The 21,304-nt window shown below is 64.4% G+C and carries 18 protein-coding genes; 8 read left to right on the top strand and 10 right to left on the bottom strand.

The features are described 5' to 3' along the window. Positions 1-7 precede the first annotated feature (7 nt). Positions 8-505 (top strand): PPA1309 family protein, encoded by a 498-nt coding sequence (locus BJP07_RS01165; RefSeq protein WP_071565676.1) that lies wholly within the window; start codon positions 8-10, stop codon positions 503-505. 19 nt (positions 506-524) lie between these two features. Continuing rightward, a complete protein-coding gene (locus tag BJP07_RS01160) occupies positions 525-1,196 on the top strand; it encodes a hypothetical protein (protein ID WP_083583985.1) in 672 nt (223 codons plus the stop codon). On the opposite strand, the gene BJP07_RS01155 is transcribed toward BJP07_RS01160, so the two are convergent. Further along, positions 1,193-2,275, bottom strand: coding sequence for a PDZ domain-containing protein (locus BJP07_RS01155; RefSeq protein WP_071565674.1), 1,083 nt, complete (start codon positions 2,273-2,275; stop codon positions 1,193-1,195). The two genes, BJP07_RS01160 and BJP07_RS01155, sit on opposite strands and share 4 nt — an antisense overlap. 93 nt (positions 2,276-2,368) lie before the next feature. On the opposite strand from BJP07_RS01155, the gene BJP07_RS01150 reads away from it, so the two are divergent. Next, positions 2,369-3,730 carry a zinc-dependent metalloprotease gene (locus tag BJP07_RS01150; RefSeq protein WP_071565673.1) on the top strand — a complete coding sequence of 454 codons (1,362 nt, stop codon included), beginning with the start codon at positions 2,369-2,371 and terminating at the stop codon, positions 3,728-3,730. Here BJP07_RS01150 and BJP07_RS01145 read toward each other — a convergent pair. Next, positions 3,727-4,239 carry a M48 family metallopeptidase gene (locus BJP07_RS01145; protein ID WP_071565672.1) on the bottom strand — a complete coding sequence of 171 codons (513 nt, stop codon included), beginning with the start codon at positions 4,237-4,239 and terminating at the stop codon, positions 3,727-3,729. The two genes, BJP07_RS01150 and BJP07_RS01145, sit on opposite strands and share 4 nt — an antisense overlap. A gap of 56 nt (positions 4,240-4,295) precedes the next feature. Here BJP07_RS01145 and BJP07_RS01140 point away from each other — a divergent pair, with 56 nt between their 5' ends. Further along, positions 4,296-5,135, top strand: a complete 840-nt coding sequence (locus BJP07_RS01140) for a hypothetical protein (protein ID WP_071565671.1) — start codon at positions 4,296-4,298, stop codon at positions 5,133-5,135. A 13-nt stretch (positions 5,136-5,148) separates the two neighbouring features. On the opposite strand, the gene BJP07_RS01135 is transcribed toward BJP07_RS01140, so the two are convergent. From BJP07_RS01135 to BJP07_RS01105, 7 genes are all read right to left on the bottom strand, one after another. Next, positions 5,149-7,197, bottom strand: a complete 2,049-nt coding sequence (locus BJP07_RS01135) for an ATP-dependent DNA helicase UvrD2 (RefSeq protein WP_071565670.1) — start codon at positions 7,195-7,197, stop codon at positions 5,149-5,151. A 61-nt stretch (positions 7,198-7,258) separates the two neighbouring features. Next, on the bottom strand, positions 7,259-8,299 hold the full coding sequence (locus BJP07_RS01130; protein WP_255365884.1) for a TrkA family potassium uptake protein: 1,041 nt from the start codon (positions 8,297-8,299) through the stop codon (positions 7,259-7,261). A 67-nt stretch (positions 8,300-8,366) separates the two neighbouring features. Further along, positions 8,367-11,663 carry an ATP-dependent helicase gene (locus BJP07_RS01125; RefSeq protein ID WP_071565668.1) on the bottom strand — a complete coding sequence of 1,099 codons (3,297 nt, stop codon included), beginning with the start codon at positions 11,661-11,663 and terminating at the stop codon, positions 8,367-8,369. Then, positions 11,656-14,718: an ATP-dependent DNA helicase gene (locus BJP07_RS01120; protein ID WP_071565667.1), complete on the bottom strand. Its 3,063-nt coding sequence runs from the start codon at positions 14,716-14,718 to the stop codon at positions 11,656-11,658. The genes BJP07_RS01125 and BJP07_RS01120 overlap by 8 nt, the downstream gene beginning before the upstream one ends. 18 nt (positions 14,719-14,736) lie before the next feature. Then, the gene (locus BJP07_RS01115; protein ID WP_071565666.1) at positions 14,737-15,480 is read right to left on the bottom strand and encodes a hypothetical protein; all 744 of its coding nucleotides are present in this window, start codon (positions 15,478-15,480) and stop codon (positions 14,737-14,739) included. A 33-nt stretch (positions 15,481-15,513) separates the two neighbouring features. Further along, the gene (locus tag BJP07_RS01110; RefSeq protein ID WP_083583981.1) at positions 15,514-16,464 is read right to left on the bottom strand and encodes a DUF3152 domain-containing protein; all 951 of its coding nucleotides are present in this window, start codon (positions 16,462-16,464) and stop codon (positions 15,514-15,516) included. 20 nt (positions 16,465-16,484) lie between these two features. Continuing rightward, the gene (locus BJP07_RS01105; RefSeq protein ID WP_255365883.1) at positions 16,485-16,739 is read right to left on the bottom strand and encodes a DUF3107 domain-containing protein; all 255 of its coding nucleotides are present in this window, start codon (positions 16,737-16,739) and stop codon (positions 16,485-16,487) included. A 58-nt stretch (positions 16,740-16,797) separates the two neighbouring features. Here BJP07_RS01105 and BJP07_RS01100 point away from each other — a divergent pair, with 58 nt between their 5' ends. Then, the gene (locus tag BJP07_RS01100) at positions 16,798-18,123 is read left to right on the top strand and encodes a DEAD/DEAH box helicase (protein WP_071565665.1); all 1,326 of its coding nucleotides are present in this window, start codon (positions 16,798-16,800) and stop codon (positions 18,121-18,123) included. Next, on the top strand, positions 18,120-19,331 hold the full coding sequence (locus BJP07_RS01095; RefSeq protein WP_071565664.1) for a hypothetical protein: 1,212 nt from the start codon (positions 18,120-18,122) through the stop codon (positions 19,329-19,331). Before BJP07_RS01100 ends, BJP07_RS01095 begins: the two co-directional genes overlap by 4 nt. A gap of 42 nt (positions 19,332-19,373) precedes the next feature. Here the strand turns inward: BJP07_RS01095 and BJP07_RS01090 are convergent, their stop codons facing one another. Next, complete coding sequence (locus tag BJP07_RS01090) at positions 19,374-19,829, bottom strand: hypothetical protein (RefSeq protein WP_255365882.1); 456 nt, start codon at positions 19,827-19,829, stop codon at positions 19,374-19,376. A 464-nt stretch (positions 19,830-20,293) separates the two neighbouring features. Between BJP07_RS01090 and BJP07_RS01085 the strand changes: the two genes are divergently transcribed. Beyond that, on the top strand, positions 20,294-20,557 hold the full coding sequence (locus BJP07_RS01085; RefSeq protein WP_070362936.1) for a WhiB family transcriptional regulator: 264 nt from the start codon (positions 20,294-20,296) through the stop codon (positions 20,555-20,557). 132 nt (positions 20,558-20,689) lie between these two features. Beyond that, a complete protein-coding gene (locus tag BJP07_RS11540) occupies positions 20,690-20,764 on the top strand; it encodes a 50S ribosomal protein bL37 (protein WP_100227335.1) in 75 nt (24 codons plus the stop codon). Positions 20,765-21,304: the final 540 nt, after the last annotated feature.

Raw genomic sequence — 21,304 nt, 5'->3', positions numbered from 1 at the left:
TAAGGCCATGTCCGAAGCCGTCGAGTTCGTGCATGCGGAAGGCTGGGACCAGGGACCGACCCTCTTCGCACTCGTACCCTCCTCCCTGCTTGTGGACGAGCTCGAGCAGCTCGAGGTTGACGACGCCTCTTCGCCACTGACCCTCGTTGTCCAGGACAACCTGCCGGAAAGCATTCGCCCCGGCTCGGAGGAGCTCGCGGAGTACGTGGCGCGTATCGCCTGGCCACACGCGGTGGAGGGTGCCGTGCTGGCGCAGGAGATTATGTTCCGGGACACCAGTAGCGATGACCCCTCGCCACGCCCGGCGCGCCTCTTCTCCGGTGTGCTGCGTGAGGAAGGCATTGAGCAAACCCTGCTCCAGATGCGGCTGACCGAGGAGGAGCTGGAGGAGCGCGGCATGTTCGCCCAGGACGATATCGAGCTTCGCGGTGGGCCAAACGTAGCGCCGAACGTGATTGCTGCGTTACGCTACGGGTTGGAACAAGACCCAGATGAGCTGTCCTAAGAGGGTAAAGGAGCACAACGTGGCTACATTTTCGAAGGTTTGGCGTCGGCGCGTCGGTACTCCAGCGGTGCTGGCGATGGCGCTGGTGGTAGCTACCGCGTGCGGTAGCAAGGAGGAGCCATCGGAGGAGCCGACCACGACGGTGGCACCGGCCACGTCCTCCGAGTCCACCCAGTCGCCTTCGCCGTCGGAGTCTGAAACCACAAAGGCCACGGAGACTACGGAGGGGACGTCGACAAGCACTACGAGCACCGCAAAGAAAGACGACAACGGCGTTGCCGAGGTTGCGAAGCAGTTCTCCACGCTCGCTCCGCCCGAGTTCTTCGAAAAACTGGACAGCTGCACCCCGACGGGCCTGCCGGACGCGTTCGATTGCAGCAGCTCCGAGATGGGACAGTTCCAGTTCATGGAGTCCGAGTCCGTCGCCACCACGAGTACGCAGGTGCTCACCGAGCTGCGCTCGAGCGAAGTCGTGGAAGACACCGGCCGCTTCGTGGTCGGCTGGTCTACCGTTGGGTCCTCTGCCGTGGTGACCGTCATTGATAATGACAAGGGCCAGATTATGAAGCAGCTGCTCACCATGGACCGCGAAGGTCCGCGCGAGCACATCTACAAGCTTGGGCTGGCGAAGCGCCCGGAGGGCGCTACCGCCCCTGCGGAGGCAACCACCTCCACCGAATCGGACTCCTAGCTACAGCTGCGTACCGGCTGGCCGTGGGCGAACGCATCCATGGCCTTGACGGCGTCATCAAGCGTTTTGACGGCCGCGACCTGCATCTCCCCGCTGTCCGTGCGCATGACGTCCGCGCAGTTGCCCTCTGGTGCGAGGAAGAGCTCGGCGCCTGCGTCGCGGGCACCGGCGATCTTGTGGGAGATGCCGCCGATCGGGCCGACCTCCCCCGACTCATTAATCGTGCCGGTCCCGGCCACGAATTTCCCGCCGTTGAGCAGCCCCGGCGAAAGCTTATCGATCACCGCCAGCGAAAACATCATCCCGGCACTCGGCCCGCCCACATCGTTGAGGTTGTAGGTCACCTGCACGCCGTCGGCCGGAGCGGACGTCATCAAGATCCCCAACATGGGCACCTTCGCATCCTCCGGATTCGCTCCGAGCGTGATCTCCTCCGTGTGCGGCGCGCCGTCACGCAGCACGTCGATGGTGAGCCGGTCACCGGGGGCGTGCTCGCGCACAAGGCTCTGCACCTGACGCGGCTGCGACACATCCTTGCCCCCGACGCGCGTAATGATGTCTGCTGCCTGCAGCACCCCGTTTGCGGCGCTGTCCTCCATCACCTCGTGGACCACCACCGTGGTCGGGCGTCCGAGGTAGTTCATCGCGGCGATCGTGGCCGCCGACTCCGAGGCGACGAAGGCCTCCTGGTTGCGCTGCTTCATCTCCTCCTGGTTCGTATTCGGAGGGATGATCTGCTCCAGTGGCACAATCGTGTCATCCGTGGTGATCCAGCGGGTCAGCGCCTGCACCAGCGTCATGTTGGTGCGCACGGACACCGTGGTCATGTTGAGGTTGCCCTCCGTTGCATCGGAGTCCGCGCCTTCGATCTCTACGACGGGCACGCCCTCAACATCGCCGAGCGTGTTAAACGTCGGCCCCGACCCCTGCGCCGCGTACGGCACGGCCAGGGAGATATCGGTGCCAGGAATATGGTCGAGGCTCAGCGCCGCAGCCAACACCCCAAGCGGGATTGCGCCCCACACAATCGTGGCGAGGCGGCGGCTGCGCGGCTGTGGTTGTTCTTGCTCGGCGTTCATCACGCCCACAAATCTTAGATGTTCGCCCACAGCGTTGCGATTTTCCCGCCTGCAGCCGACACAACCTGCACACACGACTGTAGGGTGGTGCCTATGAGTAATGGATTCGGATTTACTTTCCCCAACAACGACGACGACGGTGACAATGGTGACGACGAGCGTCGCAACCAGCAGAATAATCCGTTCGCGGCGTTCGGGTTCGGGGGCAACGTTGGCGGTGGCCAAGGTGGCTTGGGCGATATTTTGAACCAGTTTGGGCAGATGCTGTCCGGCATGGGTTCGACAATGAACGCCCGCACAGAGGGCGAATCCGTGAACTTCGAGATGGCGCTGCGCATGGCACGCCAGCACGTCGGCGACAAAGCTGCGGTCTCCGCGGGGGATCGCACCGCGGTTGAAGAGTCAGTCCGCCTTGCCGACCTCTGGCTTGACGACGCCACTACGCTACCTTCCGCAAACGCCCAGCCGCGCACGTGGAACGCGGACGACTGGCTGGTTGAAACCATGCCGATGTGGAAGCGCCTGGTCAACCCGGTTGCGGAGCAGATGAACCGCGCGCAGCGCGACACCATGCCCGCAGAGGCCCGCGAGATGATGGGCCCGATGGTCGGCATGATGGAGCAGATGAACGCCATGAACTTCGGCGCCAAGCTGGGCCACGCGCTCGGGGACCTTGCCCAGCAAGCCCTGACTGGTTCCGACTTCGGCCTGCCCGTCGCGCCCGCAGGGGTGACGGCCATTTTGCCGAAGAACGTCACCGCCGCCGCCAAGGGCCTCGAGATCCCCGGCCAGGAAGTCCTGGTCTACATCGTGGCCCGCGAGGCCGCCCGCCAGCGCCTGTTCAAGCACGTGCCGTGGCTCGTCGAGCGCCTCGTTTCCTCCGTTGAGGAGTACGCGGCAGGCCTGGAGATCGATACGTCGCAGCTGGAGGAAATGGCGCGCGGGTTGAACCTGGAAAGCGGCGACCCGCAAGCCATCCAGGAAGCACTCCAGCAGTTGGAGGGCGCGGACCTCTCCCCGCGCGTGACCTCCCGCAACGCCTCCGCCACCGCCCGCCTGGAGACACTGCTCGCGCTCGTCGAGGGCTGGGTCGACGTTGTCACCGACGCCTCCCTCTCGGATCGCATCCCGTCGACGCCGCAGCTCGCCGAGGCATGGGCCCGCCGACGCGCAACCGGCGGCTCCGCCGAGCGCGCGTTTGCGAACGTCGTCGGCATCGAGCTGGGTGCTCCGAAGGTCCGCGAGGCCGCCGAGCTGTGGCGCCGCGTCGAAAATGCCGTAGGCCAGACCCGCCGCGACCAGATCTGGGACCATCCGGACTTCCTACCGACCCCTGAGCACCTGTCCAACCCGGCGGCGTTCATCGACACTCTGCTCGACGATTCCTCCGACGACGACTTCGACGAAGAACTCGCACGCCTGGAAGAGGAGCTACGCAAGAACGACGAGGACTAGTCTCCCTCGCCGCCGAACCGTTGGTAGGCCTCAAGGTAGCCCTTCGCTCGTTCCGCGAGGGGCGCTTTGTCTGCCCACGCCCAGAACTTCGGGCCGTGCCCAGGGACGAACGTGTGCGTCAGCTCGTGCACAATCACCGCGTCGAGGACATAGCCCGGCACATGCTGCAGCCTGTCACTAATCCGAATCGTGCCCGTTGACGGGGTGCAGCTCCCCCACCGCTTCGTCTGGTTCGACACCCACCGTATCGAGCCCACCTTCGCCCGCCCCTCAAGCACCTGCTCGTTAAGCGCCTCCGCCCGGGCCTGAAGGTCGGCGTCGCTGACGTGCTGGTGGTGGGTCTTCCTCCGGATCTTCCGCATCATCTCAGCCACCGCCTCGCGCTCCTCGCGCTCGCTGAACCGAGCTGGGATGCGTACTTCCACGACGCCGTCGATAAGCCGGGCCTGCACAGTGCGTGTGCGCCGCGGCGAACGAATCACCCGATACTCAAACTCCGACTCCTGCATGGCGAAGATTGTATGCTGTACAACCGACACAGCTACATGGGCATCAGGGGGAAAGCATGTGTAACCAGTCGGAATCTGTCATTCAGCTGGCCATGGGGGTACAGGTACTCAGCAGAGGCCCGCACGCGCTGCAATTCGGGCTCGACGCCACGCGCAGCGGCATCATCGAAGTCAGCAACGCCCGCGCAGTCGCCGCGGCTCTCGACTCGCTGTCTACACCCCAGCCGCTCACCAAAATAGTTCGTCGGCTGGGGGCCTCCATGGGCACGGATGCCGCGCGCAGCCTCATCCAGGACCTCATCGCCTACCGCATCCTCGTCGAAGTGTCGCGCCCAGAAGTACTGCTGCTTGGCACCTCAGGCCTTGCAAGCACCCTGGCAGAAACACTGCGCACCAGCGGCATCCACGTGTGCTCGCCCGAGCCAACCCAGCCGCTCTCCCGCTTCCTTTTCGACGCCCCCTCGCCCCTCCCGCTCATCATCGTCGACCAAGCGCACCGCGCCCGAGAACTCGCCGCGTACACCCGGCACCGCACGGGGCCTGTGATTCCGGTCCTCCAGATCGACGCCCGCGTCCTCGTCGGGCCCTACGCAGCCGGTGTGGAAGGCCCATGCCTGATCTGCCGCGAACACTACCTCCTCGAGCGCGACCCGCAGTGGGCGGCAATCGCCAGCGCGACACCCGCGGGCGTGCGCAACCCGGACCCGGTCGTGATCCAGGCAGGCTCAGTCGCCGCAGCGACGATGGCCCGGCGGATCTGCCAACTGCCGGACCCGCCGGGCGTATCCGCCCCAGAACCCCGCACCGGCGACACGCTGCTCGTGGACCCCTTCAACCGCATCCCACTGAAAACGCTTCGCCTGCAGCCACACCCCGACTGCCCGCTGTGCTTCTAAGTGTTCGTAGCGCCTAGCGGAACTGCGCCAGTGTCTCCAGGACATCGGCGCCGTAGCGTTCCACCTTCACCGGCCCCACCCCCGACACGGCGAGCAGGCCCTGTTCGTCCTCCGGCATGGTCTCCGCGATGGCGAGCAGGGTGGCGTCGGAAAACACCATGTAGGCGGGCTGCTTCGCCGCGCGCGACGTCTTCAGCCGCCAGCGCTTAAGCGCCTGGTAGACGTCCTCGTCAATGTCGGCGTCGCAATCCTGGTGTCGGCCGAGCGCCTTGTCCGCCGGGGCGAAGAGCACGTTGCCACACACCCGGCAGCGGCGCGTCTGCTTCAGCCGCTGCGGAGTTTCCTCAGCCTCAAGCTCGGGCACCAGCCCGTCCAGGAAACGCGAACGCGACCGCGACTTCCTACCGCCCTCCTGCCTGGCCAACGCCCACGACAGCTGCAGGTGCTCACGGGCGCGCGTCACGCCGACGTAGAAGAGCCTGCGCTCCTCCTCAATGTTCTCATCGCCCGCCTTAATCGCATGCGAGATCGGCAGCGTGTTTTCCACCAGCCCCACCAGGAACACCGCGTCCCACTCCAGGCCCTTCGCCGCGTGCAAGCTGGCAAGCGTCACCCCGTCAATCGCCGGGGGCTGCTTCGCCTCCGCGCGCTGACGCAACGAGCGCAGCACGTCCTCCAGGCTCGAGGCCTCCTTCGTATGCACGATCTCCTCGATCAGGTCCACGAGTGCGCGCAGCCCCTGCCAACGCTCCCGTGCCTGGGCGCCTTCCGGCTCCGTCGGCGTCAACCCGAGCGGGGCGAACGCCGCCTTCGCCACCACCACCGGGTCATCCGGCAAGTCATGCCGCCGGCTTGCGGACACGAGCGTCTGCAGCGCCTCGCGGATCTCACCGCGCTGGAAGAAGCCCTCCCCGCCGCGCACCTGGTAGACGATGCCCGCGTCCGCGAGCGCCGCTTCAAACGCCGCCGACTGCGCATTAATCCGATACAGCACCGCGATTTCCTTGGCAGGCACCCCGGAGTCAATCAGGCGCTGCACCGCCGCGGCAACCTCGCGGGCCTCCGTCGGCTCGTCGTCGTAGGCGTGGAACGTTGGCTGCGGGCCGGACTCCCGCATACCGATCAGCTCAAGCCTGGTCCCTGCGGCCCTGCCCGTCGCGCGCGAAATCACCGCGTTGGCCAGCTCCGTAATTTCGGGCGTCGAGCGGTAGTCGCGCTGCAGCTTCACCACAGTGCCGTGCTCGTAGGTGCGCGAAAAGTTCAGCAAATAGTCCGGGGTCGCGCCGGTAAAGGAGTAAATCGTCTGGTTCGCGTCCCCCACCACCGTCAGGTCATCGCGCTGCCCAAGCCAGCCCTCCAGCACCCGCTGCTGCAGCGGAGTCACGTCCTGGTACTCGTCCACCACGAACGATTGGTACTGGGAACGGAACTCCTCCGCCACCGCTGGCGCGTTCTCCAACGCACCCGCCACGTGGAGGAGGAGGTCGTCGAAGTCGATCAGCATGCCCTCCGGGCTCGTCTTCGCCTCCTCGTACAGCCGGTACACCTCCGCGACCTTCTTCGGATCCGTCGGCGGGGTGCGGTTCGTATCCGCGATGCGGTCCACGTAGTCCCCCGGGCCGATCACGCTGGCCTTCGCCCACTCGATCTCCCCCAGCAAGTCACGGACCATCTCCTTGTCCGACTCCAACCCAGCTGCCCGCGTCGCCCGCCCAACCAGCGGGAACTTGTTGTCCAACAGCCGCCACGGCAAATCCCCCGCAATCTGCGGCCAGAAGTAGCGCAGCTGCCGCATCGCCGCCGAGTGGAACGTACGCGCCTGCACACCACCAATACCCATCGTGCGCAGGCGGTCGCGCATCTCGCCGGCCGCGCGCTGCGTAAACGTCACTGCCAGTACCCGGTTCGGGCTCACCATGCCCTGATCAATCATGTGCGCGATACGGTACGTAATCGTGCGAGTCTTACCCGTACCGGCACCGGCCAGGATGCACACCGGGCCCCGAGGAGCGGTCGCCGCGATCCGCTGATCCTCATCCAGCAAACTCAGGTCAACAGCCACTTATGCCTCACTCCCGTCCTCGTTGAACCCACCACGAGCCCATTGGTCAATCATCCGCCGCCTACTCCGTCGGGCGTGGGCGCTCAGTAAGCGGGGTCGGCTGCGTCATCTGCACGAACAGCAGCCTGTCGCCAGGCTCGACCGTCTCGGCCTCCGGGGCGTCAATGCGGTAGAGCTCGCCGGAGCGGACCACGCCCAGCACAATGTCGGCGAGGTGGCGCGGGTTCGCCCCAACCTCGTCGTCCGCGATCGACCGCTCTGCAACCGCGAAACCCTCGTCGGGGCTAAGCAAGTCCTCCATCATCTCCACCACCGGCGGCGTCACCGTCGCGATGCCAAGCAGACGACCCGCCGTTTCCGAAGACACCACCACGGAGTCCGCGCCCGACTGCATCAGCAGGTGCTGGTTCTCGCTCTCGCGGACGCTGGCAACGATCATGGCGCTCGGCGCCAACTCTCGCACCGACAACGTGACCAGCACCGCGGTATCGTCCGAGGACGGCGCCACCACAACAGAGCGGGCACGCGCCACGCCGGCGATCTTCAGCACACCCGAGCGGGTGCCGTTGCCGTGGACGGTGACCAGGCCGCGCTTCTCGGCGTTCGAAAGCACCACCGCATCATCATCCACAACGACGATGTTGCCCGGCGCGGTGCCGCCAGCGAGCAACGCATCCACCGCAGACCTGCCCTTGGTGCCGTAGCCGATAACGATGGTGTGATTGCGCACTGTTCTCCTCCATTGCTGAATCTGTAGCGTCTTGCGGGAATCCTCGGTCAGCACCGACAGCGTGGTACCAACCAAAAGCATCAGGAATGCCACACGGCACGGCGTGATGACCAAGATGTTCATCAGGCGCGCGCCCTGCGTGACCGGCGTGATGTCGCCGTAGCCGGTCGTTGAGAGCGAAACCGCTGAATAGTAAAGGGCGTCGATAAACGTCAGCGGCTCTGTGTAGCCCTCCTTGTCGAAGTAGACGACCGTCGCTACGACCAGCACCAAGATGGCTGCGTAGCCGAAGCGCCTCGCCATCAACGCCCACGGAGTCGTGCGTTCCGCCGACGGGATCCGCACGACATCCAGCAGGGTATGCACCGGCATTTCCGACGGGTCCGCGTCCGCACGGAACCGGTCACTCCACGACAACGTAAACGGCAGGTTCACTCCGCTATCCTTCCTCGTTACTACGGCGTGAAACTGTACCGGAAGTTGCGCCGTTTGCTGCATCTTCCAACAATTTCGTCAGCTGTTCCGCGTCCGGCAGGTCAGTGGCGGTGAAGTCCGTGCCGTCGCGCACGTAGAAGAACACGGCCCTGACGGGGCGGCCGTCGTTGGCGATGCGCTTCCACGCCTCCGTGTACACAGCAAGCTGCAGCTTGGCGGCCTCCATCGCCGCACCCACTGGGCGCGTTCCGGTCTTCCAGTCGACGACTACCCAACCGTCGCCATCTGCGAAGACCGCATCCATCCGGCCGCGGACCACCGCCTTGCCGAGTGCCAGCTCGAACGGGCACTCCACGTGCGTCGGCGTCTTCGAGGCCCAGTGGCTGTTCTCGAAGTTGGCTTTCAGCTGCTTCAACGTCGATGGGTCCACCTCAGCTTCACCCATGCCGGGCAGCTCGTCCTCGGTCAGCAGCGCATGTGCCCCGTAGAAATCCTCGATCCACTCGTGGAAGGCAGTGCCGCGCTTCGCGTATTGGTTCGGCTTGAACGGCACCGGGCGGCGGGCCCGGCGCGCGAACTGCTCCGCATCCGCCTGCATCGCCACCACGTCGGAGGCCGTCAGCTCACCGGGCAGCATAACGGGCACGTCCGGCGACTGCGCCGCCTTGTGCTCCTCGATGAGCGCGGTGGCGTCGCGTTCCCACAGCTCGTAGAGCTCGCCGGCAGCAGGTGTGATTTCGGTCTCGAGCGCATCCATGACCAACTCACTCGGGCGGGTGGTCTGGCTGTTCGCGGCGTGCGCGGCCTCGTAGGAAGGCGTCGGCCACGTGCCGACGGCCACCTCTGGATGCTGCACTGTCGTTCCCGCAGCCTCATCTTTTGGTTCCTCCGGCATCTCAAAGCCCTCGAACGCCGCGAAGTGCTCGTAGGGACCTTTCGTATTCTTGCCGGTCAGGGAAGTCTTCGACCCTGTGATGAGCAGCCTGCCCTCGGTGCGGGTGATGGCAACGTAGAACAGCCGGGCCTGCTCCTCCGCGAGGTCCTCGCCGATGTGTTTGCGCCACGCCTCCGCAGCATTCTTGAACCCGGTGCGGTGCTCGACGCCCGCGAACTCCTCGTAGAGGTCCGGGTCGCCGAACGTCTCCGGCTGCAGGTACGGGATCTGGGAAAGAAAGGTCTCAATCTTCGAGCTGTAGGTGTCCTTGTCCGCGTGCAACACCGCGACGGTGTCCCACTCCAACCCCTTCGCTTTGTGCACCGTCAAAATCTGCACGCGGTCGCCGCGCACCGTGACGCTGCCCGGCGTAAGGCCGTCTTCCTGCTGTTTGGCCAGCTCGAAGTAGTCCAGCAGCGCTTCCACACTGGTACCCGGGTATTGCTCGACGTAGTGCAACAGCTGATCCAGGTGCACCGTCCCCGCCGACGACTGCCTTGCGAGCACTTCAACGCGGATCCCGAACACCTCAATGATGTCCGCGAACAAGTCGCTGAGGCGCTTGCCCAGCGAGTTGCGTCGCAGCTGGCGCAGCCGCGACGCGAGCAGCCGCAGCCGCTTGTAGCCTTCCTCGCTGAAACGCTCCGGCTCTCCCAGGTCCGCTACCGCATCCGCCAACCCCGCCGGCTTGGCCGACTGCATCTTCAACGCCTCCGCCTCAAGTGCCAGCTGCGTCAGCTCCTCGATCAGGCGCTCCTCTGGGTCCGCGGGCTTCGGCAGCACCTCATCGTCCCGCGCGGAAACGCCTTCTGCCCGCGCCTGCAGGTTCTTGGCACGCGCGGCGAGCGCCTCCATATCGGCCAGGCCCAGCCCAACCGACGGGCCTCCCAACACGCGCAGCGCCGCCGCGGAGTCCTCCGGGCGCACCAGCATCGTCGCAACGGCCAGCGTGTCTTGTACCTCCGGGGTGTCCAACAACCCGCCGAGGCCCACGATCTCGTAGGGCACGCCGCGTGACTCAAGCGCCTGGGCGATCGGCTGCGCCTGCCGATTCTTCCTCGTCAGCACCGCAGCCGAAAGCCTCCCACCTTGCTCGAACTGCTGCTGCAGCGCGTCGGCGACGAACTCGATCTCCTCTTCCTCCCGCTCGAAGAACTGCATCACCACCTCGCCCACCGCAGCGTCGGTGCGCGGCTCCAGAGGCGCGACAGCCCGCTTTTCCCCCGTGCCCAGAATCGCGGTAGAAACCTGGTTCGCCATCTCGAGCACCTTGCTCGGGTTCCGCCACGAAATGGTGAGCTGCTTCTTCGGCGCCGGGGCCCCGTGCGCGCCAGGGAAATCTTCCACGAACGCCGCGAGGTTCTCCGACGTCGCCCCGCGCCACCCGTAAATTGCCTGCATCGGATCCCCCACCGCAGTCACCGTCAACGTGGGATCCTGGCCCTGACCGAACAGGCTGCGCAGCAGCACACGCTGCGAATGCGACGTGTCCTGGTACTCATCGAGCATCACCACGCGGTACTTCTGGCGTTGCGCAGCGCCCACCGATGCGTGCTGCTCCGCGAGCAGTGCCGCGATATTCATCTGCTCATTAAAGGTGACCACGCCACGTTCGCGCAGGGTCTCGTTGAGCTGCTCAACCAGCGGCAACATCATCTGGCGTTGGCGTTGCTTGTTGCGCCACCCCGTCATCTTCTGGCAAAACTCGGTCTTGCTGCGAGGGGACTTCGGCAGCGACTCCGTCTCTTTCAGGAAAATCTCCGCGGCCTCAGCAATATCCTCGGGCTTCGCCAGCGCGTTGCCGATCGCGGTAGTCAGCCCAAGCAGGTCATCCACCACTGTGCGCATCGCAGGCGCAGGAGCGCCATCCGCGACGAGCGGTTTGTTGTAACTGCGCACAACCTCGACCGCAATGGAGTGCAGCTCCGCCTGCGTGATCAGGCGCGCGTCCGGCTCTACCGGCACCAGCAGGCCGTAGTCGCGCACAAGCTGCCCTGCATACGAGTCGTACGTGGCGACGGTCGGCGCGATCACCTCCAGGCTTTCCTTCAGAGCACCGGACGGGTCAAGCTCCCGCACGAGCGCCCGGTGCCTCGCCAGCGCCTGCAACCGGTGCCGGATGCGCTGCCCCAGCTCACGAGCCGCCTTCCGGGTAAACGTAAGCCCAAGCACCTCCTCGGGACGTACATACCCATTCGCGACGAGCCACACAACGCGGTCCGCCATGGTCTTCGTCTTGCCCGCACCGGCGCCCGCCACAACCAGCATCGGCCCCGGCGCGGCCCCGATCACGTCCGCCTGCTGGCCGCTCGGAGGGAACGCGTCCCCGAGCGCCCGGAACAAAGCTTGAGGTGAAAAGTCAGCCATTGTAAATCATCGTCCCTTCGATCTGGACCGGGCACAGCGACCGCACAGCGCAGTGCTCGCAGTGCTTCCCTGCTTGCGCCTCAAGCTGCGGGCCCGTTGTCTTGCTGGGAAGCGGCGCGATGAGCTCCGTGAACTCCGCGAGCTCATCAGCCTCCTTGCGAGGCTGCACACGCTCGGTTGCCGCGGCTGCCTCCTTCTTCGGGTACACGAGCATGGCACCGCCGACGTTCAGGGGCTCCTCCCCGGAGGTGGACGTCGTCACGTGAACCTCGTCACCTTCGCCGACGAGCGTACCGTGGCTCAGCGCGAGCTGATACGCCGTGAGCTGGGCGAAGTCGACGACGTCCGCCTTGGAGGGCACCGTCGAACCAGTCTTCAGGTCAACAATATGGACGTGTCCGTCCTCCTCCCGGTCCAGCCGGTCGGCACGCCCGCGAATATGGACATCGTCTGTGACCTGCACGGAGATCGGTACCTCCACGCCCGCTTGCTCGAAACGGGCCTCGCGCTTCTGCCGCCACGCCTGGGTGCGGTCCAGCATCGCTTCGAAGCCGCGAAGTTCGGCCTCGGTTTGCCACGCGGGGGCGTCGAGAATCGCGCGGTACGTGGCCATCGTGTGCATCCGCGCCTGCTCCTCCGGCACGCCTCTGCCCAGGGCCTCGAAGTAGGCGTGCACAATCGAACCGACGATCATCGGCATCGAGCTGTCAAACCCAAGGCTTCGCTCAAGCACGGAGCGCATCGGGCACTGCAGCAGCGCCTCAATTCTCGACGGCGACAAGGTCCGCTGCCCTGCAACCGCCACATCCGTCGAGGGTTCGGTGGTGGTCCACCACTGCTCCGGATCCGCAAGGGGCACCCCGGCCTCCACTAGCCGAGCGATCTGGCGTGCGGCCTGGCGCCGGTCGGCCTCCGTGCTGTGCTCCTCGTCTGCCAGCGTGCGGCGAAGCTCCCCTAAAAAATCGTCACGGGACTGCACGCGCACCACCGTTGCCTCCACGCCATCATCTGTGGCCGCGGCGTCGTCCGCAGACAGCGTCACCGCCTGCGGAGTCACGCCGGTTTCCTCGCAGAGCTCCTCAATGAACCGGGAAGGCTCAAGCACTTCCTCGCCTTCCACCTGGTCAACAGCCGTGACCAGGACACGCTCCGTCGCCCTCGTCAACGCCACGTGGAACAAACGCCGCTCCTCTTCCAGGCGCTCACGCAAGTGCGACACCGGCGTAGCGGGATCCACGTCGTGGTCAACCAGGTCCACCAAATCCTGCTGGCCGAAAATCGAGCCCGTCTCCCCCAGACTCGGCCACTCGAGATCCTGCACGCCGGCGACGACGACGCGGCGAAACTGTCTGCCCACCGCACCGTGCGCAGTCAGCAAGGCGACGGCGTCTGGCGTGGCCGCCCGGCGATCACGCACGCCAGTAGGCAGTTCCTGCTCCAACATGCTGTTGACGAACAGCTCGAGCCCACCCTGTGTTTTGCGTTCGGTGAAGTCTCCCGCGGCGTCGAAAAGCGCCATGACGGCATCAAGGTCGCGGTCAGCCTGCGAGCCCGTCGTGCCGCCACGCAGCGCGACCGCGGTGAGGTGCTCAGCCAACCTCGTGGTGCTCCACAGCGCCCACAGCACCTCCTCGACGCTGCCGTCGGCGTCGTAGACCTGCCTGGCGGCATCGAGCACCTGACGGACGCGGCGCAGCATCTGCAGCTCGCGGTCCGTGAGCACCTCGCCAAAATCCGGCAGCTCAGCCTTGGAAACCACCAGTTCGCGCAATGTCTCTTCCGCGCGCGCATCCGGCTTCCACCGCCGCAGACCGCGCAGTAGGCGCCGCAGTGTGACGGGGTCCGTCCCGCCGATGGGTCCGAGCAACAAGTCACGCCACTGCTCTACCGTCAGCGGTGTGTACAGCGACTGCAGTCCAAGCAGCAACGAGGCCACAATCCGCTGCTCGCTGAGCACCACATCCGTCGGGTTCAGTGCGACGGGCACACCTGCGTGCAGCAGTGCGCGCCGAAACGGCTCGATGAGACTCGTCGAGCGCACCACCACCGCCATGTCCCGAAACGCGACTTCCTCCTCGAGATGCGCGCGACGCAACGCGTCAGCCACCGCCGCAAGCTCCGCCGTCGGGGACTGTGCCAGCGCCACCGATACCTCCGGTTCGCGCCGAGTCTGTCCCAGGTCAATCACGGTGTGCTCCAGGCCTCCGAGGGTGGCGAAGAACTCCGGGCTCGCCCCGCGGAACTGGTAGACAGACTGCTCCAGGTCTCCGCCCACCACCCCGAGCGTCGCCCGTTTGAGCAGCCGCTCCACGAACGCTGCCGCCGCAGGCGAGAGGTGCTGGGCATCATCCACAATCACGGTGTGCCACCTCCGCTCCAGCGGCACATCGAGCGCCCGCGCAATCAACTCGGATGCCGAATAGCGCACCGTACCAGTCAGCGCCATGACCTGCTGGTACTCCGCCAAAAAATCGCCTGCCGCGCCCCAAATCTCCTGACCGTAGCGGTCCCCGAGCCCCCTGAGCCCGTCTGCGTCCAAGCCACGCTCAATCGCGCGCAACAAAAAATCTCGCAGCTGGCGGGCAAAGCCCACCATCGGCAACGCCGGGCGCAACTCGACAGGCCAGCTCCCGCGGCCGTCCTCCACGTGCCCCTGCAAGAGCTGCCGGATCACCGCGTCCTGCTCCGCACCGGAGATCAACCGCAGCTGCTCCTGCTGCTCCCGCAGCACCGCGAACGCCAAAGAGTGCACAGAGCGCACCATCGGGCCGTCGGCAACGAAGTCAGTACCGGCGAGCCGCTCCGAAATCTCGGCTCGAATCCGCGCGGCAGACTCCTTCGAATCCGTGAGGAACAGCACGCCCTCCGCGTCCGACTGCTGCTTCGCCGACGCCACAAACGCATCAATAAGGAAGCTGGTCACGCCCGAGCCCGCCTGGCCCGTCACCTTCCATACCCCCTCTGTAGGAAGTGGCTGCGACCACGTTCTGGCCTGCGTGAGTTGTTGGCGCGGAACGAGAAACGCGCGAGGAGTTGCGGACGGCTGGTCATTCATGGCCACCATTGTGGCACGCTACCGCGACATGAGCAGTTCGGAAACTCTCGAAAAGTTCGAACGAACGTTCGCCCGCTGGAACGTCCCGTCATGTTGCGCAATTCGCATCCGGTAATCCAACGCCCGCCCCGCCAAGAACACGAGGTCTGGAATGTGGGACCAGCGCTCCACAATGCGCGAATCGACAGCCCCGGCGAGCAGGGCGTCGACAATGACCACCGCGGCCGAGTAGCCCTTCGGGCGAAGACGCGCCGAAGGAACAAGATCCGTCAACACCGGCGCGGCATACCCGGAGAACAACGTGCGCGAAAGCGCATCCACGTGCGCCACGCACAGCCCCTCGCCACCCGCATCTTCGTGGCCCTTCCAGGCCCCGCAGTCCGCCTCGGCGATCACGTCCGAGCTATCGCGCTCGGGCAACTCCTGCGCCATCTCAGCCTGCAACAACGCGCGCTCAAGCGCGAGCACCGCCGCCACCGCCTCATCCACGCGCGCGGCCGGCGCGCCCGGCGAAAACTCATTGGCCACATACCCTGCAACCACAAAACGCCCATCCGTCGCACGCACCGGGCGCGCAACGTGCACCCCCTCAAGATGGTCGGCGATACGCTCACGCACCTTGCCCGACCACGCCGCCGTCGGCAAGGCCCGCGAAATCACGATGCGCCCAAACTGCCTCGCCTCACCCCAGGCAGCATCAGGTATCGACGCCACCTCCCCATCAACCTGAAACGCCGACAACACATGCTCGGGAATAGTCACAGCGCAGCTCGCCTTCCTCTCATCTGTCTCCACCTATAGCACTGCCGGGCGCGGGTACGGCCACGGGTTCGACCGGCAAGTGTCCTGGTTATCCGGGTAGACCTCCTCCTTATCAAAGGAGTAGAGCTGCGCGTTGTTCAAGCTCAGCGTCTGCTGCATCATCACCGGCGCCAACACCCCGTTTTCCGGGCACGGCTCGTGGTGGGCAAAGCCCAGCGCGTGGCCCACCTCGTGGTTAATCAAGTACTGGCGGTAGCGCCCCAAGTCCCCCTCAAAGGGAGCGGCGCCGCGGACCCAGCGGGCCTCGTTCAGGATGACGGTATCCTCGCCCGTGACGCGCGTCCGGCAACTCGTTTCCATCTCCAGGTGGACGCCGCACAGCTCCTTGGTCGTCTCCGCGGAAGCAAGCCGGATTTTCAGCGTCGGCTCATCCGCCCCCGTGACGTGCTCGAACCGGAAGCGCGGATCGTTCGTCCAGCCGCGCGGGTCGCTCAAGGTGGCGTCGACAAGCGAGGCGACAGCCTCATTGCCGCCGTATACTGCGGTGTCCAGGCCGTGCTCCACCTCAACAACAAAGCGAACCGTCAGCTCATCACCCTTGCCCGCCTGCATCCCAGGGTGCCCAACCTCGTAGAAGGTGCCCTCCCCGGCCTCCGTAAACGGACCACCCGGCGGCAGCTGCAGCACATCCTGCTGCCCCTCCGGCAACGCACTCACGGTGCGTGACGCCGCATCCCCGTCGGGCTGCTCAGCCGTGCTCTCGCGCGCACTTCCCGCGAACACTTCCCCATCGGGGTTTTGCAGCATGTTCGCAATCACAAACACTGTCAACACAGCAAGCACCGGAATCGCGTAGGCGCGCCACCCGTACTCGCGGGCGAAGCGCACCAGGCGCCCCTCCGCTTCCGGGTCTACCGTGGTGAAGTCACCATCGTCATCAAAGTCCCAATCCTCGAAAACGTCGGTGTTGTGATTGTTCTTCATGGTCGTAAATGTAGCGGGTTTTAACGCATGAACCCAACGGAACGTGCCTGCGCAGAGCCGAACTCAACGTACGCAATCTTCTCGGTGCGCACCAAGTACTTCTTGCCCTTGTCGTCTTCCAGGGTCAGGGTCGGAGCCTGCTCCTCAATCGCCTGCTTCACCTTATTGAGCACATCCTCATGCCCCTCCGCAATAGCAAGGGAGAGTTCACGTGCGGTGTCTGCAAGACCGATCTTGATATCCATATGTTCGTTTCCGTCCTTATCGTTGTTCATCTTCGTTCATCTTCACGGATGTCAATCCATTGTAACGGGCTACAGCTAAGATGAGGGCGTGTCCAAATCAGCTGCTAGAGAACAGTCACCCGATTTTCATGAGCTAGGGGTCGCCGCCGAACTCATCGATGCCCTCGAGGAGCTCGATATCCATCGCACTTTTTCCATCCAGGAACTTGCGATCCCCCTCGCGCTCGACGGCCGCGACATCATCGGCCAAGCCCGCACGGGGATGGGCAAAACCTACGGCTTCGGCATCCCACTACTCGACCGAGTATTTGACGACGCCACCATCGCCGAACTCGACGGCACACCCCGCGCCCTCGTGGTCGTCCCCACCCGCGAACTCGCCGTACAGGTCGGCGACGACCTGGAACGCGCCGCGAAGTACACCCCAGTGCGCACCGCCACCATCTACGGCGGGCGCCCCTACCAGGAGCAAATCGACGCGCTACACAAGGGCGTCGACGTCGTCGTCGGCACACCCGGCCGGCTCATCGACCTCTACCGGCAAGGCGAACTCCAACTTGGCCACGTCGCCATCCTCGTCCTCGACGAGGCCGACGAGATGCTCGACATGGGCTTCCTGCCCGACATCGAAACGCTGTGGTCCGCCCTCCCCGAGCAACTGCAAACGATGCTGTTCTCCGCGACCATGCCCGGCCAAATCCTGCAGCTGGCACGCTCCAAGATGAACACGCCAATCCACATCCGTGCCGAGCAAGGCGACGAAGCCGCCTCCACCCACGAAAGCACCAAACAGGTCGTGTTCTACGCCCACCACATGGACAAACCCGAGGTGCTCGCGCGGATCCTGCAGGCACACGGCCGCGGCAAAACCATCATCTTCGCCCGCACGAAGCGCTCCGCCGCACGTGTCGCCGACGACCTCGCCGGTCGCGGGTTCTCCGTCGGCGCCGTCCACGGCGACCTCGGCCAGGGCGCGCGCGAGGCGTCCCTGAACGCCTTCCGCGAAGGGGACGTCGAAATCCTTGTCGCCACCGACGTTGCAGCACGCGGCATCGACGTTGACGACGTCACCCACGTCATCAACTACCAAGTCCCCGACGACCCGATGACCTACGTCCACCGCATCGGCCGCACCGGACGCGCAGGCCACTCCGGCACCGCCGTGACCATGGCCGACCTCGACGAAACCACCAAATGGGAAGCCATCAACGAGGAGCTTTCCCTCGACAAACCGCAGCCCCCAACGTGGTTTTCCACCTCCGAAGAGCTCTTTGAAGCCCTGAACATTCCGGACTCGGCTTTATCCAAGGTGGGCAGACCGCGTAAAGTGCTCGGAGCACGCCCGCAACGGCCGGGCGAGAGAACACCCTCCACGAGACGTGGAACGAATCGCCCAGGAAGGAAACGGCGTTGAGTCAGCCCCTACGTCGCACCCGCAACGACTTGATCGCGACCGCAGTCATCACTGTGCTCGCCATCGTCCTCCTTGCAATCGCGTTTTTCACCGCCCCGATCCGCAACTCACACCTCGAGCCCGCGGCAGAGGAATACGAAAACGCAGGACGCCTCGCCGTCGTCCCCTCGAAGGTCGAGGAAGCCTTCCGCCTTCCCGATAGCTCCCCCGGCGTCCAACCGGTCATCGCCGCCGGCATGATCATCACCTACCACGACGGCACCATCACCGCGACCACCCCAACTGGCGACACCGCCTGGACCTACAAGCGCCCAAACGAGCTGTGCTTGCTTGGCCACGCATGGGACAAGGTCGTCGCCGCATACCGCGACAATGCTGGCTGTGGGGACGTCGTCACGATTAACGCGCTCACCGGCGAGTACGCGGGCACACGCTCCGCCATCGCCCCCGACGTAATCACGCGCGTGCAGTCCAACGACCGCGTCGGCTACGCCAGCTCCCACCGCGTCGAGCTGTGGCGCTCCGACATGGTCAAGACCGTCGAGTACGGCTACAACGAAGCCCCGCAGGAACCAGACATGCAGCCTGAATCCTGCACCATCAACTCCGCACTGACCCGGACCGACCTGCTCGCAACCACGGAATACTGCGACGACGGCCCCAAGCTCAAGTTCCAGAACACCACACCCGAGGACTCCCGCGAACCGGAAATGTACGAAAGCGTCGACATCTCCGAGAACGCCTACCTCGTCGCGGTGTCCCAAGACGCGGCCGCGATCTACGACCCGGACAGCCACAAAGTCCGCACCTACGACAAGGACGGCAACGACCTCGCCGCCTCCGAGATCCCCCCGCTGCAGGGCCCGCAAAAAGTCGACCAGCTTGTCGACGTCATCACCGTCGCGGACCTGCCCCACCACATGACGTACCACGAAAACGATTCGCTGCTGCTCATGGAGCCGTCCCGCCTGAGCGTTACGGGAGTGTTCCAGGGCGCGCTTGGCACTGGCTTCCCCGCCGGCGAGCGCCTGCTCTACGCCTCTGACACCGGCATCGCCGTCGCCAACTGGGACGACAACAAGGTGGAAACAATCATCCCCGTCGACCGTGGCGGCTACACCGGCCCCGTCTACATTGATTCCGCCGGCACCACGATCGTAGAAAAGCGCGGCGAGGAGATCGTCGTGCTCAACACGAACCTCTCCTGACACCGCGCACCCCGACCCCGCGCCCGCCGCTTCTTAGCTTTGTTAGCGGCGGGCCTTTTTTAGCTCATACATCGCCTCTTGGTAGGCCGCTGACGACGGGTGGAACACCGTAATCAGCACAACCACCGCCGACAACGCCGTCGCCGCGCTGAGCAAGTACGCGCCCCCAAGAAACATATAAAACGCCACTCCGAGCAAGATCGCTTCAATCAGCACGATCGCCCCAGAGCTGCGGGGCTTTCCGCGCAGCGTCGAGATAGCGACGAAGGCCACAAACCCAAAAACGATAGCAAGGAACGCCGCCGTGCCTAACGCCACGTAGTGGCTTGCCTCCGCAGTTGATTCGATGCTGCTATCGCTAATGCCTTCAATTTGGGCGTAGATCAGCATGATGATGTAGCCGAGCATCGCCAAGCACTGCAGCAACACCACGACCGCGCCAAACCGCAGCATGCCCGGAACGCCAGTGTGATCCAATGAGTCTTCTTTGCTATTCACACAACGGAGTCTAATGATCAGGGCTCAAAACCGACACCATTCACGATTTCGACGGTTGACGATTTGACCTTAGCGAACACATATGTCAGCTCATTATTTTCTTATATATGCAGCTCAGGAACTTACCCAAGCTCCACCACAGGCAAATCACACCAAATATGAGCGGCAACCATGAATACAATCCGTATGATTCCAGTCACATTTTTGCCCAGAACCCTAGCGGAAAGCTCAAATACGTGCCATCATTTTCGAGTAGCAAAAATTACGGGCTGGTTTCACAGCCCTTAACCCCAAGACACCACAGGGTTAACGCCAGGTCTGGAAGTGGAGTCCCGCACAACGCGGTGCACTCGCCCAGGCAATGGAATCAAACTTAGTTTGCAACACGCCCCCAAAGGGCGGCGAATGTGGTGCGCAAAAAATACATAGTCACGACAGAATTTAAACCTGAAGGAGCACTTATTATGGATTGGCGCCACGAAGCTGTTTGCCGCGACGAAGACCCAGAACTCTTCTTCCCCGTCGGCAACTCCGGCCCAGCGCTCGCGCAGATCGCCGAGGCGAAGCTTGTTTGCAACCGCTGCCCAGTCACCTCCCACTGCATGAAGTGGGCACTGGAGACCGGCCAGGACGCCGGCGTTTGGGGCGGCCTGTCTGAGGAAGAGCGTCGCGCGCTGAAGCGCCGCAACAAGGCTCGCGCACGCAACCGCGCACGCCTGTCGGCATAGCTTCCTTAGGCTTTTGCGGGTGCCTCTCGCAGCATTTCCTCGGGGGATTTCACCACACTGTGGCAACAACGATAAACTGACTACCTTGTAACTAGGTTTGCACCTAATTCATCGCATTTTAAAGGAGGCACCATGAGCAAGCGTGGCCGTAAGCGTAAGGACCGTCGTAAGAAGAGCGCCAACCGCGGTAAGCGTCCAAACGCATAAGAACGCGAACACTCCCCACCGGCACGGACCTTGAGTCCACGCCTGTGGGGAGTTTTTCGTGCGCTTATGGAGTTAAACTTCCCCCCTTCAACGTGACCGGCGAACCGAGGAACTACGCCGAATATTTCAGACATCGACTATCTGAGAGTTTCCTGTGCACCAGCGTCGGCGTTTTTGATCGGGATAGGAAGCGTGTGACCAGGTCGTGCTTCAGGTCTGGCGGAATTTGGTGCGCGGTGGAGCACGCTTTAGCTGGGCCACGGTTTCAGCTTGCTTGAGTCGTGGTGTTTTCGGGGCGTGTGGTGGGCGGCTCCGGTTTGCGTCAAGCTGCGGCCAGGCTACCCCTACATCACCGCAAAATAGTTCCCACGCCCGGGAACCATCTTGCGTATTAGACCGGTTCCCGTCGACCAACGCTCACATCTCCCCAGGTCGCGGCGGGTGTCCACGAAGATCGTTCCCGGCTTCACTGATCTTCGGGGAACAATCCCCCCGGCACACCCACCTGCCCTTCAACGCAAAAGGAAAGAGGCCCGTAGC

It is taken from the genome of Corynebacterium sp. NML130628, assembly GCF_001875665.1.
GTDB lineage: Bacteria > Actinomycetota > Actinomycetes > Mycobacteriales > Mycobacteriaceae > Corynebacterium.
Note: the sequence above shows the minus strand (reverse complement) of the source record. Positions and strands in the feature narration are given on the sequence as shown.

Excerpts from the sequence above, each read along its gene's own strand:
- BJP07_RS01165 (WP_071565676.1), top strand. The coding sequence starts at position 8 with ATGTCCGAAGCCGTCGAGTTCGTGCATGCGGAAGGCTGGGACCAGGGA.
- BJP07_RS01155 (WP_071565674.1), bottom strand. The coding sequence starts at position 2,275 with ATGAACGCCGAGCAAGAACAACCACAGCCGCGCAGCCGCCGCCTCGCC.
- BJP07_RS01150 (WP_071565673.1), top strand. The coding sequence starts at position 2,369 with ATGAGTAATGGATTCGGATTTACTTTCCCCAACAACGACGACGACGGT.
- BJP07_RS01145 (WP_071565672.1), bottom strand. The coding sequence starts at position 4,239 with ATGCAGGAGTCGGAGTTTGAGTATCGGGTGATTCGTTCGCCGCGGCGC.
- BJP07_RS01140 (WP_071565671.1), top strand. The coding sequence starts at position 4,296 with ATGTGTAACCAGTCGGAATCTGTCATTCAGCTGGCCATGGGGGTACAG.
- BJP07_RS01130 (WP_255365884.1), bottom strand. The coding sequence starts at position 8,299 with ATGCCGGTGCATACCCTGCTGGATGTCGTGCGGATCCCGTCGGCGGAA.
- BJP07_RS01125 (WP_071565668.1), bottom strand. The coding sequence starts at position 11,663 with ATGGCTGACTTTTCACCTCAAGCTTTGTTCCGGGCGCTCGGGGACGCG.
- BJP07_RS01120 (WP_071565667.1), bottom strand. The coding sequence starts at position 14,718 with ATGAATGACCAGCCGTCCGCAACTCCTCGCGCGTTTCTCGTTCCGCGC.
- BJP07_RS01110 (WP_083583981.1), bottom strand. The coding sequence starts at position 16,464 with ATGAAGAACAATCACAACACCGACGTTTTCGAGGATTGGGACTTTGAT.
- BJP07_RS01105 (WP_255365883.1), bottom strand. The coding sequence starts at position 16,739 with ATGAACAACGATAAGGACGGAAACGAACATATGGATATCAAGATCGGT.
- BJP07_RS01085 (WP_070362936.1), top strand. The coding sequence starts at position 20,294 with ATGGATTGGCGCCACGAAGCTGTTTGCCGCGACGAAGACCCAGAACTC.